Consider the following 14,682-nt stretch of genomic DNA (forward strand, 5'->3'; position numbering starts at 1 on the left):
ACGCGTTTTAAAAAATTGCGCATATAAAAAAATCCTCTTACTACTTATCTGTTGTAATTTATGTTGCTAGCTATGCTGGGCATAATCAGTTAGCAATAGTAAATAATATTTCTGTTACGCCATCTTTGCGTTCAACTAACAAAGAGACTTGATATTCATCTTTAAGTGCCATCATTGCTTGGGCAGCTTCGCTAGGTATTGTTAAATCGTAACCATTCATTTGAACAGCTACATCGCCAGACTGTAGCCCGGAATTTTTGAAAAATTCAGGGTTTTTTCCTGGCATAAGTCGATAACCAATAATATCTCTACCGTTACGTTGCGGAGAAATTTTTAAATAATCCGCTAAATTCCCAGGGTCTTGGCTTAAATCATCTTTTAAATTACTGGCTTGACGAGCCAATTCCTCATTATCACGCATATCAACAACCGTCGCCGTTTCTGTACTCACAGGAAAAGGTGCAGGTGGCGGCTCCGATAATAAATTTTTGTTGTCGTCATCTCGCGATATCTTTTTATAATCGAAACCATCAAGCATTAAGGTTTCCATACGGCCAGATTGCTTAATAAGCACTCGATCAATTAACACCTGTTCAAGAGTCGCTTTGGTGCCAGTAATCATATCACCAATACCATAGGTTTCTTGTGTGCCTTTATTTTCAATTATCGCTGCGGCTAAATTCAGCTCATCACTGGCGACCGCCGCAGATAATGTCAGGTTTAATCGTGTTTCTGGTGCATCTTGAATTTCAATTACTTTTTCAACTGGCAACGCGTTATAGATACCAAATAAGTGCAGCTTCTCTAACTCATCAACATTGATTGACGATTGTTTATTATTAGCGAAAGCAGGTAAACTTTTTGAGGACTGACTTGATATTTTGTCACTCGGCACATACATCCAAGTAACTTGAGCAGCCAAGTAGGCAATGTATACCATCAGTAATCCACTAATGGTTCTGGCGATTTGTTGTTGAGGAAGTTTAGCTAGCATTTCGGTTAATGAAGCTAAGTTGTTAGGTAATTGCATGATACTTCGATAATTATAGTTATTTTACGTATTGATAAACATGTTAAATTGTTGTTATTGGAAATAGTATACCGTTTGATAATACTTGACCCTTGGCTAAGCAACAAGCACTGTCAGCATATTTCATGGTTTATTTTTAGATATTTTATACAATGAATTAAAATGACAGTGACAATTCAGAAAAAACCGTAAACAGCGTATTCAAATTAAGAGCAATTATGGGTAATCCAAAAACAGTTGAAAACACTTCAACCCGCTTAGATAAATGGTTATGGGCTGCACGCTTCTATAAAACACGTGCAATCGCAAAACAGATGATTGATGGCGGCAAAGTGTTCTATAATGGTCAACGAAGTAAATCAGGAAAAAGTGTAACTTTAGGTGACACAATTAAAGTTCGACAAGGGTTTGATGAAAAAGAAGTCGTTGTTATCGCGTTGGCAGATAAAAGACGCGATGCAACTTTTGCACTGACTTTATATAAAGAAACACCTGAGAGTATTAAAATTCGAGAAAAAACATCACTAGCTCGTCAGCAAGGGATTTTATTAAGCCCTGCTAGTGATACTAAACCCGATAAAAAACAACGCCGCCAAATTAGGCAATTAAAAGAAGGATACAATGAATAATGTCTAGCCAAGATGTTTTAAATCGCTATTTATTTGACGACTTACATGTACGCGGAGAACTCGTTCAATTAGCTAACAGTTATCAACAAAGTATTGCTAACCATAATTATCCTCAAGGCGTGAGAGTGTTGTTAGGCGAGTTAATGGCAGCCACTTGTTTATTAACCGCAACCATTAAGTTTGAAGGTGATATAACCGTACAACTGCAAGGTGATGGACCTGTGAGTTATATGGCAATGAACGGCAATAATAATCAAGAGATGCGCGGTATCGCTCGTCTTAATGAAGAAACACAAGCGTCTGGTTTAAAAGCGCTTATTGGCAAAGGTAACATGATCATTACCATTCGACCTAAAGAAGGTGATGCTTACCAAGGCGTGGTTGCTTTAGAAGAAGCTACCTTAGCTGATTGTTTAGCACATTACTTTGATGTATCTGAGCAAATACCAACAAAAATTTGGTTATTTAGTGATGATGAAAAACAACAAGTTGCCGGCAGTTTAATTCAGTTAATTCCTGGTAGCAAAGATGCAGACGGTGGTGATATTGACAAACGAGAAAGTGATTTCGAGCATTTATCGCAGTTAACCAATACCATTAAACAAAAAGAAATTTTTGAACTTGACGCCGAACAACTACTGTATCGTTTATATCACCAAGAAGAAGTTCGATTATTTGAGCCGCAAAATGTGTCTTTTGTTTGTGGTTGTTCCGCTCAAAAGTGTTTAACAGCTATTGCTCAAATAGAACCAAGCGAAATTAAGTCAATTATCAAAGAACAAGGCAATGTTAGTATGACCTGTGATTATTGTTTAACAACTTACGCCTTTGATGAGCAACAACTCGCCAGTTACATCACAGAAACAAAGCACTAAAAGTTACTTCAATTATCCCAATCTAAAAGCTAATGTTATTATTTCATTAGCTTTTTTTTGTTTAAAATAGCTGCGTATTCGCCCCTTACTCGTACACTGACAAAATACGATAGCGCTGTCATTAAAGATGACACTTTCAACAAACTCTTTTCATCGTCAAACATATATCACTACTCGCTTTTCCTCATAAATGTAACTTATACTGAAAACTTTCATCATATGCGATTTTTTGCTTTAGTTTTGACCGCTGATCCCCTAGAATGAGCGCCCTAAAAGAATGACATCAAAAATGTTCTCTTAATTTATATACCCAAGCCTCTTTAAGGCGTTTTTTGAAGTGGTTTAGGTATATAACTTAACTTTGTCATACCTTTGGAGTGTTTTTGCTATGACCGCTTTAGAAAACTCGATTGATTTATCTCAATACGGCATTAATGACGTTGAAGAAATTGTTTACAACCCTTCATACGAACTACTTTTTGCTGAAGAAACTAAAGAAAGCCTTTCAGGCTTTGATAAAGGTGTAGTGACAGAGCTCGGTGCTGTCAACGTTGACACAGGTATTTTTACCGGCCGCTCTCCAAAAGATAAATACATTGTGCGTGACGATACAACGCGTGACACTGTATGGTGGTCTGATCAAGGTAAGAATGACAATAAGCCTATGACTCCAGAAACTTGGGATCATTTAAAAGGTTTAGTGACTAGCCAATTATCAAATCAACGTTTATTCGTGGTAGACACATACTGTGGCGCTGATGAAGCAACACGTATAAAGGTTCGCTTTATTACCCAAGTGGCATGGCAAGCGCATTTTGTTAAGAACATGTTTATCCGTCCAAGCGAAGAAGAATTAAAAACATACCAGCCTGACTTTGTCGTAATGAATGGCGCTAAAACGGTTAATGACAAGTGGCAAGAGCAAGGACTTAATTCGGAGAATTTTGTTGCTTTTAACCTAACAGAAAAAATTCAACTTATTGGCGGTACTTGGTACGGCGGTGAGATGAAAAAAGGTATGTTCTCAATGATGAACTATTACCTTCCTCTTCAAGGCATCGCTTCAATGCACTGTAGTGCAAATGTTGGTAAAGACGGCGACACGGCTATTTTCTTCGGATTATCAGGTACAGGTAAAACGACACTGTCAACTGATCCAAAACGCCAATTAATTGGTGACGATGAACATGGTTGGGATGATAACGGCGTGTTTAACTTTGAAGGTGGTTGTTATGCTAAAACCATTAATCTTAGTAAAGAAAATGAACCTGATATTTATAATGCAATCCGTCGTGATGCATTATTAGAAAATGTAACGGTTGATGCTAACGGTAAAATTGATTTTGATGACAATTCAAAAACTGAAAACACGCGTGTTTCTTACCCTATTCATCACATAGATAACATTGTTAAGCCGGTATCACGTGCTGGACACGCTAAGAAAGTTATTTTCTTAACGGCTGACGCTTTTGGTGTTTTACCACCTGTTGCTAAATTAACGCCTGAGCAAACTGAATATTACTTCCTTTCAGGTTTTACAGCTAAATTAGCTGGTACTGAGCGTGGAATTACTGAACCAACACCTACATTTTCAAGCTGTTTTGGTGCTGCTTTCTTAAGTTTACACCCTACACAATATGCTGAAGTTTTACATAAACGTATGGAAGCTGTTGGTGCTGAAGCTTATTTAGTGAATACCGGTTGGAATGGCACAGGTAAGCGTATTTCAATTAAAGCAACTCGCGCAATTATTGACTCAATTTTAGACGGTTCAATTGATAATGCGGAAACAACAATTGTACCTATGTTCAACTTAGCGGTACCTAATAGTGTTGCTGGTGTTGAAGGTGATATTCTTGACCCTAGAAACACCTACGCCGATAGCAGCGAATGGGAAGCTAAAGCACAGAATTTAGCAGAACGTTTTGTTAATAACTTTGAAAAGTTCACTGACACCGAAAACGGTAAAGCATTAGTTGCTGCAGGTCCTCAATTATAACTGAGGCGTTAAAATAACCGATAAAAAAGCCACGATTAATCATTTAATCGTGGCTTTTTTGTATCAAACGTACGCGTAAATTAAGCGTCTTTATCTGGAGTTGGCGACAATTCGTCCTCTTGCCTTAAATAGCCTGCTGCATCCTCGTCTTTAGACAGTTTGTCTGTTCGAGGTATATCATTTAGTGCTCGGGTTTGTTGGTTTAACTGGTGAATTTGAGACGCATTTCCTAAATCCCGTTCACTGGTAATAGAGGCTATCGACTCTCTATTTTTAAGGAAGCCAACTACGTCATCTTTGATAGCCTGTAAATCAGTTTCTGACTTATTCATTTCTAAAATATATCGAGGATGCTCTAAATTTTGCATGCCCGTGGCTGCAAAAGTGGTACTGACAATGCGCGTTACAATAACCCAAGGCGTAATACTACTTCTGACTAAGGTGTTTTCTGAACGAGTACTGTCGTGAATACCAGTACCTGTCGATATTTTTGACTCAGTAAAAGTGCCTTCACATTTAAAATAAACCAATAACGATTCAAACTGTATTTCAGCATAAAACAAGTGCGCTGAATTGGTTAACAGCTTAGCAAAAGCGCGAAACATAAAAGTGATTAATAAAAAGTGCACTATGATAATAAGCAAATCAAAAAAGTTGGCTGTGTTCGCCGAGTTTAGATCAAAAGTCACCTCTGACAATTCTACGGTTTTCAAAAAGCTGTAAATATCAACAAATGAGTAAGCTAAAATAAAGGTGAAGACAATGGCAACTAAATGAAGAACATTACCAACAATTAAACTTAATAGCCGAGTATTTTCAAACGCGGTTCCTAAAGATAGCGGTTTAACTTTAGGCTGAACTTCTTGAATTAACTCGCCTTTAAAAGCCCCTTTGCCTTCTACTTGCTCTTCTAAATTTGGATCAAGCTCGCGATATACTCTATTAGGTACTTCCTTGTAACGTCTATTAGCCATTACAAGGTTATCAAGATTGATGAAAATCTCATTAGGGTGTACAGACTCTTGCCAATTTTCTCGTAACTCAGAAACCTCAGACAACGGGTTTGCATTTGAAATTCGACAATAGAGCATATAACCGATAATTGCCGTACAAAATGATGCCGCGATAAATAAACAGATCAAATACCAAGTTGCGTGTAAATTAGGTAATGAAGAAAGAACGTTGTCAATTTCACTAGCAGACGTATGGCCTTGGCTCATCAACCAAGACAGGCCCACACCAATAATGACAGGCATTATTATGGCCACGGTTAGCACACGAACAAAAGTCCCTCCGCCAAGTGATTCAATATTTTTTTCAGCACCACGCGAAATTGCTCTACCCGTCGAAAACCAGACTAAAGAAATGTATACCATTAGCAATGCAGAATATATGGGAAATATTAACTCGCCTGCTTCACCAGCAAAACCGGCTAACGAGACAAAAGCAACAAAACCAAAAGCAACAACGGCCACAAATGTTTTAACCCAAGCACCAAAAATACGTTGAGCCATATTTCTAATAGGGTAAGGCATAAACAGTAGTTTAGGGAACACACTGTGAAGCAACCGAGCTAGAAAACCTACAGGCTCGACAAAAGTGCTATTTTTTCGGCCAACTAGCATCTCTTCAATGGTGTGATCTGAGTAAGCAACGTATTTAGCTTCTTCTTGCGAGGTGCTTTTTTCAGATGGGCTGTAGTTTCTCGCTAATGAGGTAGGATGGTTGCGACCCACAAAATATTTCAAGCTAGCATAAATACCGCTGCCAAGTGCTTGCACACCGCCACCTAATAAAAAAGCACCAAATGCGACAAGTATCCAACCGAGACCCGCATCACTCTTTACCAGACTAGCCGCTTCTATTAATAAATATAAACCCGCTAACAACTGTACAGTCCCGCGAATGGCAGTAACTAATCCTTCTTTTTTAAATGGATTTTTCAGCCCTAGATCTATCGAACCGTAATCAAATGCCATTATACTCTCCAACTACTGGGTCTTTAATAGACCCTCATTATTATTAAACGTGAGTAATAATATGAGGTTAGTGACTCACTGGCAAATATACTTTTGCTTGTAAACCGCCTTGCTCGCGATTAGATAAAACAACTTCACCGCCATGGCTAACAACGATTCGTTTAATAATAGCTAAACCTAATCCGCTACCTTCTCCGCCCCGTGCTTGATCCCCTTGGGTAAATGGATGAAATAAGCGATCCATTTCAGCCTCAGGAATACCATCACCATTGTCTTGAACTACAAAAAAGGCACGCCCTTTTTCTTTGTCTAAACCTGAACTAAGTTCAACGTCACCATCACTATAGCGCAAAGCATTTTGTATTAAATTAGCAACCACCCGTTTCATTGCGACATATTTAAGTGGGATTTTAGGGCATGGATTATCATGAAATGTGACTTTTCTATCGGCAGGTGTTTCAGCATGAACCACTTCACTGATAAGAACATTAATATCGCCTAATTCAACTGCGTCTCTGGTGTCATTACGAATATAGTCAATAAATTGGTCGATAATGGTGTTCATATCGTCAATATCACATTCAATACCTTCGCGCAGATAATCATCAATTTCAGGCATCATTTCAGTCGCTAATCGAATACGTGTTAACGGTGTGCGTAAATCGTGCGAAATACCGGCCATTAATAAATTACGATCATCTTCAAGCTGTTTAATACCGCGCGACATATGGTTAAATGCTTGAGTTACCGCCATAATTTCGGTGGTGCCATGTTCGGTTAATGGTTTGGGAAAGTTGCCGTGAGCAACATCTTCTGCAGCGCATTGCAATGATTTTAACGGTCGGTTTAATTGACGTACAAATAGCCAACCACCACCAACACTTAACACACCAATTATCACTAAAAATAAAATTAATGGTGAAAAATTATCATCTTCTAGGCCAGACAGTGGAATTTTCACCCAAAGATTAGGGGCTTGCGGTGGACGGATCCAAAATAGAAATTGCTCACCATGAGAGATTCTTACTTCTGCATTTCCGCCCAATAGTTCACTCATTTGATTAGAGCGATACTTATAGTACATAGCATTGGCAAGTCCTTCTCTCATCGCGTCTTTCTCGCGATAAACACCAATGCCAGTTTCCCGATGAAAAGCTTCAGCCATTTTAGGACTAAATTCAGCATCTTCTACATCAATAAAAACAACTTTTACTTGCTTGGCCAACAGCTCATTTATTTGTTCTGCGTTTGGTTGGATCACATAAACCGCAATAGAAATATAAGAGACAATTTGATTAATTAACAACAGCAAACCAATTAATAAGACGGTTTGTCCAAAAGCACTGTTTGGCAATATTTTCATTTACAACATGCCTTGGCTAAGCAGCGCTTTGACCATCAGGAACAAAGACATAACCTAATCCCCAAACCGTTTGTATATAACGAGGCTTTGCAGCATCAACTTCTAACATTCTGCGTAAACGCGAAACTTGAACATCAATACTGCGCTCCAGTGCTGAATAATCTCTTCCGCGCGCTAAATTCATTAACTTATCGCGTGAAAGCGGCTCTCTTGGGTGAGTCGTTAAGGCTTTTAACACGGCAAATTCGCCACTAGTAAGAGGCATATTAATATCGCCTTTAACCATTTCTCGGGTCGCTAAATTAAGTTTGTATTCCCCAAACTCGATAATATTTTCCGCTAACGATGGAGCACCAGGAGCCTCTTGTACGCGCCTTCTTAATACCGCTTTAATGCGCGCTAATAGCTCACGAGGATTAAATGGCTTAGGCATGTAATCATCTGCGCCGATTTCCAAACCGATAATGCGGTCTACTTCATCACCTTTAGCGGTTAGCATAACAATAGGAATATTATTATTTTGCTGGCGTAAGCGTCGACAAATCGATAAGCCGTCTTCGCCGGGTAGCATTAAATCGAGTACAAGTAGGTGAAAATTTTCACGTTCAAGCAAGCGGTCCATTTGTTCGGCACTGGCGGCACTTCGCACTGTAAAACCTTGCTCAACTAAATAACGCTCTAATAATGAACGTAAACGTACGTCATCATCTACCACTAATATTTTTGTTGTTTCTTGTACCATAATAAGAGTTCACTATTGTCTAAATTAAAATGACTATAAGACATCTTCCGTCATAAATAAAAAAATTGCGTCGAAAAAATACAAGTTAAATGTTACAAGATATGAACTAAATGATATAGATACTTACTTTTTTATGTGGTTTACGTCTAATTATGAAACATTTATAAGGTTCACTATTGATCCTAGTTTTGCAATTCGGTCGATAATTCACTTTTTAAGTTGCACTTGGTTTAAGCTATAGTTTAATCATACTGTGAAGCAGTCATTCAATTCAAACACTGATAATCATTTGAACTTGACTTAACAAGTTTAATAAAAATAAAAAAACTTCCTAAAGGATAATGTGCGACAATGTTCGTATGAAAATTCTGAGCCACTTTATAAAAGCGCCAATTCGCGTTACCCGTATTACCCACAAGCGCAGTAAATTAAAACTACAGCGCCAAATGTTAGGTATAAAGCTCGCGCTCGCCCAAGAAAAAACTGAAACTAAAGAAATGCTAGATACTTATAAAAAGTACACAATGCGCCAAGCAAGCAATGAAGAAATGACCGCTGCCAATAAACAGTTTGTCGATTTGCTTAAAGGTTTAGGTATCGGTGTTTTTGCAATTCTACCTTTCGCGCCAATAACCATACCCGTTGTTATAAAGCTGGGCCGTTGGGTAGGTGTTGAAATTTTACCAAGCTCTTTTTCTGACATGGATAATTTAAAAAAAATTAATAAGAATAACTAACCTATTTTAGATAATGCATCGCTTGTGCATTCACACAACGGGTAAAGCTTTGTTGACGCTCTTCTCGAGATAAGGCGACGATTGCCTTTTCAACTAACGCCATTTTTACGGCTCTCTCTTGTTCAGGTAAACCGCTTAGTTGCTGATGAAAGCAGCCCAATAAGCCAAAATTTATCGCTTGGTCCGACTTTATTTTATCTTCGCCTAAGCAGCGCATTAGTTTATTGGCTAATTGATTTTTATCTACTTGAGTTACTAAGCTTGCCAATGACTGGTTGCGCGGATCAACTTTTCTTTGTTGGTTACAGGCAAAGTACATATCTGCAACAGCAACAATTGGGATAAGGTTTTTATGTTGCTCGCCAAACTGTTGTTGTAACCATTGCTTATGCTCTTGGGTAAACTCTTCTGCCAATGTGTGTGTTGCAGTAAAAGGCAATAAAGTTAGACTTAACGCAATATAAAATTGTCGCGCTAGAGGCATTATCGCCTTGGGTAATCGCATTGGTAATTTTATCTTATTGAGTTTCATATTGAGGTTATAAAGACTAATCGTAGCTTTAGTATAACGTATTGCACCGTAATTAAAATATCACTTAACTTTCAAAGTTATTTAACGCTTGGCACGCGAATATCGAATCCAAATATAAATACCACTTAACGATAACAAAATTAAAAAAACGGCCACAGCATCCATAAATAAAATGCCCACGATACCAAAAAAACGACCGCTGTGAGTATCAACCACAATTCGCTCCCAAGTGAGAAATTGCGCTTTATAATTTAATATCGCTTGCGCGCGCTCTGCCTCAGTAGCCATTGTTTGCTTTACCCACTTAGGTTCATTAATCGAAGATAATAACTGCCACTCAAAAAAGTCACTGTCTGTTTGAAAGTATCCCTTTGCCGAATTAATAATAATACGATCCGCTGCTACACTTAAATGAGTAATATCGCTAGGTAAACCCGAAACATTTGATAACTTATCAACTAACGCCCCTTGTTTGCTATAAATAAACAATTGCTCTTGGGTGGCTATAAGAAAGTATTGCTGAAACTTCCCAATAGAAATAACAGGCGTTGTAACTTCTAATAAAACTTTATCGTGCAACCAAACTAGATCATCAGTCACAGTAAGGGGTTGGTAAAATCGTAATTGGTTAGGCTCACTTATGCCATAAAAATCTTGTAACCAAGGAATCTTTACATGGTAGCTACTTAACTTGAATGTATCGGTATGATTAAGAGCGATACCAGTAACCGACAGGAAAATTAAAAAAAACGCCGCAAAAATGCCTAACTTTCTATGCCATTTACGTAAATGGCGAATTAATTGTGTGTGAAAAGATTTTGACGATTTAACCATCGTTTTACTGTCCGAATAATATAAATTTATCGCTAAATAGAGTATCAGCCAATTACTGCGGTAATATTTTATTGTTAAGCCATAAAGACAGACGCGCAATTTTTGTTAATGCGCGTACTGATAATGTTGCGCCTGTTATACCATCAATATGCGTGGTTAGCCTATTATCATCAGTTAATTTTGCTAAATAAAATTGCTTGGTGAAAAATTCATGCCGTACTTCGTCGCCTCGGCTTTCTCGATAAGTTAACACTTTAAGATTAATAATTTGCTTATTGTTAATATGCACGCCAATAGTTATCGGCTTTTCTTTACCTATTTCCTCAAGCACCCAAACCGATTGTTCATCTTGTTGCCAATAACGCAACCTTAATCGATTAAACTGATGGCTAAGGATATCAGCAATCACTTTTTTATCATCAGCGTTCAACCAAAGCACTTTTGCTTTGGGTACTTCGCCTAACGCTTGGCTAATAAATGCTTTGGGTGTTTGGTAAATATCATTCGCCAAGCTAATAGGTTGCCAGATAAAAAATAGTAAGAAAGTCGATGCAAAATTTGGAAATAGCTTTTTCATGTTAACTGCCAGCTTATAAATAGAAAAAGTGAATAAAGATCTCTCCTTATTCACTTTTTGTAATAATAACAAAATTATGTCAGATTAAAACTGATAACCAAAACCTAAGTTAAAACCTTTAGAATCTTTAGAACCGCCTAGATCTTCATAATCAGCTTTTAGTACTACATTTTCATGGACATAATAATTAACACCAACACTTGAAGACTTCACTTTAGTTAAATCCGCATTGCCCGCTTCGTTATCATATTCAGAATAACGTGCAAAAATACCAACTTCTTCATTAACTTTATAAGAAGGTTCGACATACCAACCCGTTTGTTCGTCACGTCCTAACGCTTTAGCGTCGTCGTTATTGATGTCCCAACGAGCATATAAAGCACGTACTGTAAAATCACTTACTTGATAAATACCGTGAGCTTCAAATAGAGTGGCATCGGCAGTTTCAGTCGCATTACCTTGAGTAACGTCAGTTTGATATTGCAATGTTGCGGCTAATTCTAAGCCATTAATTGCAGTGTATTTTACGCGCCCTGTGTAAGCTAAGTTTTCAGCTGATGCATTAGCAACTTTTTGACGTCCGCTGCGAATGTTATAAGCTTTACTACCCGTAGTCGCTACATTTAAGCCACTAGTTGCTGCACCATCAATGCTTAAACCGCCTGTTGGCTTGTAATTAAACGAAGCACCTGCTTCCCACCACGTGGCAGGAATAATGTTTTTTTCTACTGCATTTCGCTCAACACCATAAAATGTTGGCGGCTCATGAGTTTCATTAATAATACCGACAGGAATTAAGAACAAGCCCACTTTTGTCGAGGCTTTATCATTAATATCTATTTCGACATAAGCTTGTTCGAGTTCCACTTCACCTGGCTTTCCGTCACCGGCAAGTGAATGTTCAAGTTCAAACTCTGAGAAAAAGCGCACATTATCAGTAAACTCATGACCAAAGAATAAAACAAAGCGATGGAAATCTATTTTGGCATCTGTGTCTTCATAGTTGTTGTAATGAAGTTCACCATAACCACCAATGGTGGTATTAGAAAAAATACTGCTGGTACTGGTGCTAGTGGTTTCTACTTGATCCGCTGTTGCCTCTAACCTTTGTTCGGTTTCATCTAAACGTTTTTCTAATTTATTTAATACCGCTTGTTGTTCTTCAATTACTTTACGTAATGCTTGCGTCTCGTCATCTGCAATAACTGCATTACTCGCAAATAAGGTGATTAACGCCGAAGCGATTAATGTTTTCTTCATCATGTGTCAGTCCGTTAATAATGTAATAAAAATCAGGGGGAAAGAGCGTTAGCAATACAAATATATATAAGCTCTTAAAAAAGTTGCCGTATTAGAACACGACAACAAATGATAATCAATATCATTTGTTTTATGAAAAGCTAATTAACAATACATGACCATTTTTCATGAGCTAATGATTAAAAGTGTACGACGAATAAAATAAACACTTCATTATCTATAAGGCTTTGATATATTAAGATTTCAGATAATTTAGTCATTTATTTAATCGTTTATCAGAAAAATTATGAGGTCGTAATGAAAAACTTAGCCATTTTAGGTGCCGGTGGACATGGCAAAGTAGCTGCTGATATTGCAGAGCAGTTAGGGTGGAGCGTACATTTTTTTGATCTTGCACACCCCGAGATTTCAGAGTGCGGACCTTGGCAAATTTTGGGTGATGAAAAATGTTTAATTGAACATGCCAGCCAGTATGCGGCCGTTTTTGTCGCTATTGGCGATAACAAGATCCGAGAACGAAAACAAAAAGAATTTAAAGCACTAGGCTTTACCATTACAACCCTTATTTCTCCTTACGCAACAATAAGTGAACATGTTGAGATTGGTGAAGGGGTTTTAATTGTCGCCAATGCTTGTATTAATATCGGCACGACCATCGCCGATGGCGTTATCGTTAACACCGGCGCAAATGTTGATCACGACAACATGTTAGAGGCCTTTTGTCACATCTCTCCAGGAGTCAATTTAGCCGGTGAAGTTAGTATTGGCGAGCGTTGTTGGATAGGAATAGGCTCTAGTGTTATTCATCAAATAGCTATCGCCGATAATGTAATAGTAGGTGCTGGAGCGGTTATTATTAATGATGTACCTGCGAATGTAACTCTAGTGGGCTGCCCGGCTCGCATCGTATCAAAACGATAGGTGTTATATGTTAAATAGTCCGTTCTCAGATTGGCCAAGCTTTACTGAAGAAGAAGCTCAAGCTGTTAGTCGTGTTTTATTATCTAATAAAGTGAACTACTGGACAGGCCAACAAGGGCGTGAATTTGAAAAAGAATTCGCTAAATTTACTGACTGCCAATACGCGATAGCAGTTGCCAATGGTACATTAGCGCTCGACTTAGCACTTAATGCTCTAGATATAGGTAAAGGTGATGAAGTGATTGTTACCTCTCGCACTTTTATCGCTTCTATTAGTAGTATTATCAATGCGGGGGCTACCCCAGTTTTTGCTGATGTTGAGTTAGACAGCCAAAATATTAGCACTGACACCATTAAAGCACAGCTTAGTTCAAAAACACGCGCGATTATGTGCGTGCATCTTGCGGGTTGGCCTTGCGACATGGACAGTATTATCTCGTTAGCAAAAGCCAATAACCTTTATATAATTGAAGATTGTGCTCAAGCCCATGGCGCAAAGTACAAAGGACGATCTGTGGGCAGTTTTGGTGATGTCGCGGCTTGGTCGTTTTGTCAGGACAAAATAATGACCACTGGTGGTGAAGGTGGCATGTTAACAACGAACAATGAATCGCTTTGGCGCAAAGCTTGGGCATTTAAGGATCATGGTAAATCTTATAAAGCCGTTTACGAAACTGAGCACCCTCCTGGTTATCGGTGGTTACACGAGTCTTTTGGTACAAATTGGCGCTTAACCGAAATGCAATCGGCCATTGGGCGCATTCAATTAACTCGTATGCCACAATGGCAAAAAACGAGAGCTGACAATGCAGAGAAAATTTTTAGCGTATGCCGACCTTATGCATTTTTACATGTGCCTAAGATCCCAAGCGATATTTTGCATGCACACTACAAATGTTATGTTCAAGTTAATACAAAAGCCTTACCAAAAGCATGGTCTAGAGAGTTAATCATTCAAGCAATTAATAATGCAGGTGTGCCTTGTTTTTCAGGGAGTTGCTCTGAAGTTTACAAAGAAAAGGCGTTTGACAATACTGCTTATCGTCCAAGTAAGCCACTGCCTAATGCATTAGCTTTAGGAGAAAATAGTTTAATGTTTTTAGTGCACCCAACGCTGACAACTACTGAAATAAATAAAACTTGTCAGGTGCTTAACGATTTATTTGATCAGATCTCACAAGAAACATCATAGATTGAATAAGCA

Annotated in this window: 14 protein-coding genes; 6 read left to right on the plus strand and 8 right to left on the minus strand. The window is 38.2% G+C overall.

The window, feature by feature from the left end:
* Nucleotides 1–85: 85 nt before the first annotated feature.
* The gene (gene gspC / locus AC27G3_RS12000; RefSeq protein WP_487121841.1) at nucleotides 86–1,030 is read right to left on the minus strand and encodes a type II secretion system protein GspC; all 945 of its coding nucleotides are present in this window, start codon (nucleotides 1,028–1,030) and stop codon (nucleotides 86–88) included.
* A gap of 218 nt (nucleotides 1,031–1,248) precedes the next feature.
* On the opposite strand from gspC, the gene hslR reads away from it, so the two are divergent.
* The 3 genes from hslR (at nucleotide 1,249) to pckA (ending at nucleotide 4,533) form a co-directional block, all read left to right on the plus strand.
* Nucleotides 1,249–1,659, plus strand: coding sequence for a ribosome-associated heat shock protein Hsp15 (hslR, locus tag AC27G3_RS12005; protein WP_487121843.1), 411 nt, complete (start codon nucleotides 1,249–1,251; stop codon nucleotides 1,657–1,659).
* A complete protein-coding gene (gene hslO / locus AC27G3_RS12010; RefSeq protein WP_487121845.1) occupies nucleotides 1,659–2,534 on the plus strand; it encodes an Hsp33 family molecular chaperone HslO in 876 nt (291 codons plus the stop codon). The genes hslR and hslO overlap by 1 nt, the downstream gene beginning before the upstream one ends.
* A gap of 388 nt (nucleotides 2,535–2,922) precedes the next feature.
* A complete protein-coding gene (gene pckA, locus AC27G3_RS12015; protein WP_487121847.1) occupies nucleotides 2,923–4,533 on the plus strand; it encodes a phosphoenolpyruvate carboxykinase (ATP) in 1,611 nt (536 codons plus the stop codon).
* A gap of 80 nt (nucleotides 4,534–4,613) precedes the next feature.
* Here pckA and AC27G3_RS12020 read toward each other — a convergent pair whose 3' ends face one another.
* The 3 genes from AC27G3_RS12020 to ompR form a co-directional block, all read right to left on the minus strand.
* Nucleotides 4,614–6,512: a YidH family protein gene (locus tag AC27G3_RS12020; protein WP_487121849.1), complete on the minus strand. Its 1,899-nt coding sequence runs from the start codon at nucleotides 6,510–6,512 to the stop codon at nucleotides 4,614–4,616.
* A 67-nt stretch (nucleotides 6,513–6,579) separates the two neighbouring features.
* Entirely contained in the window at nucleotides 6,580–7,875 is a 1,296-nt protein-coding gene (gene envZ, locus AC27G3_RS12025; RefSeq protein WP_487121851.1) for a two-component system sensor histidine kinase EnvZ, read from the minus strand.
* Nucleotides 7,876–7,891: 16 nt separating this feature from the next.
* Nucleotides 7,892–8,617, minus strand: coding sequence for an osmolarity response regulator transcription factor OmpR (ompR, locus tag AC27G3_RS12030; protein ID WP_487121853.1), 726 nt, complete (start codon nucleotides 8,615–8,617; stop codon nucleotides 7,892–7,894).
* Nucleotides 8,618–8,976: 359 nt separating this feature from the next.
* Between ompR and AC27G3_RS12035 the strand changes: the two genes are divergently transcribed.
* Nucleotides 8,977–9,354, plus strand: a complete 378-nt coding sequence (locus AC27G3_RS12035) for a hypothetical protein (protein ID WP_487121855.1) — start codon at nucleotides 8,977–8,979, stop codon at nucleotides 9,352–9,354.
* A gap of 1 nt (nucleotide 9,355) precedes the next feature.
* On the opposite strand, the gene AC27G3_RS12040 is transcribed toward AC27G3_RS12035, so the two are convergent.
* The 4 genes from AC27G3_RS12040 to AC27G3_RS12055 all read right to left on the minus strand — a co-directional run bounded on the left by AC27G3_RS12040 (nucleotide 9,356) and on the right by AC27G3_RS12055 (nucleotide 12,557).
* Nucleotides 9,356–9,859 (minus strand): hypothetical protein, encoded by a 504-nt coding sequence (locus AC27G3_RS12040; protein ID WP_487121857.1) that lies wholly within the window; start codon nucleotides 9,857–9,859, stop codon nucleotides 9,356–9,358.
* Nucleotides 9,860–9,967: 108 nt separating this feature from the next.
* Complete coding sequence (locus AC27G3_RS12045; RefSeq protein WP_487121859.1) at nucleotides 9,968–10,720, minus strand: PepSY domain-containing protein; 753 nt, start codon at nucleotides 10,718–10,720, stop codon at nucleotides 9,968–9,970.
* Between the two features lie 52 nt (nucleotides 10,721–10,772).
* Nucleotides 10,773–11,297 carry an FMN-binding protein gene (locus AC27G3_RS12050; protein WP_487121861.1) on the minus strand — a complete coding sequence of 175 codons (525 nt, stop codon included), beginning with the start codon at nucleotides 11,295–11,297 and terminating at the stop codon, nucleotides 10,773–10,775.
* An 84-nt stretch (nucleotides 11,298–11,381) separates the two neighbouring features.
* Nucleotides 11,382–12,557, minus strand: coding sequence for a porin (locus AC27G3_RS12055; protein WP_487122016.1), 1,176 nt, complete (start codon nucleotides 12,555–12,557; stop codon nucleotides 11,382–11,384).
* 297 nt (nucleotides 12,558–12,854) lie between these two features.
* Between AC27G3_RS12055 and AC27G3_RS12060 the strand changes: the two genes are divergently transcribed.
* On the plus strand, nucleotides 12,855–13,478 hold the full coding sequence (locus AC27G3_RS12060) for an acetyltransferase (RefSeq protein ID WP_487121863.1): 624 nt from the start codon (nucleotides 12,855–12,857) through the stop codon (nucleotides 13,476–13,478).
* A 7-nt stretch (nucleotides 13,479–13,485) separates the two neighbouring features.
* Nucleotides 13,486–14,670 carry a DegT/DnrJ/EryC1/StrS family aminotransferase gene (locus AC27G3_RS12065; protein WP_487121865.1) on the plus strand — a complete coding sequence of 395 codons (1,185 nt, stop codon included), beginning with the start codon at nucleotides 13,486–13,488 and terminating at the stop codon, nucleotides 14,668–14,670.
* Nucleotides 14,671–14,682: the final 12 nt, after the last annotated feature.

Source organism: Colwellia sp. SU-HH01217, assembly GCF_057543495.1.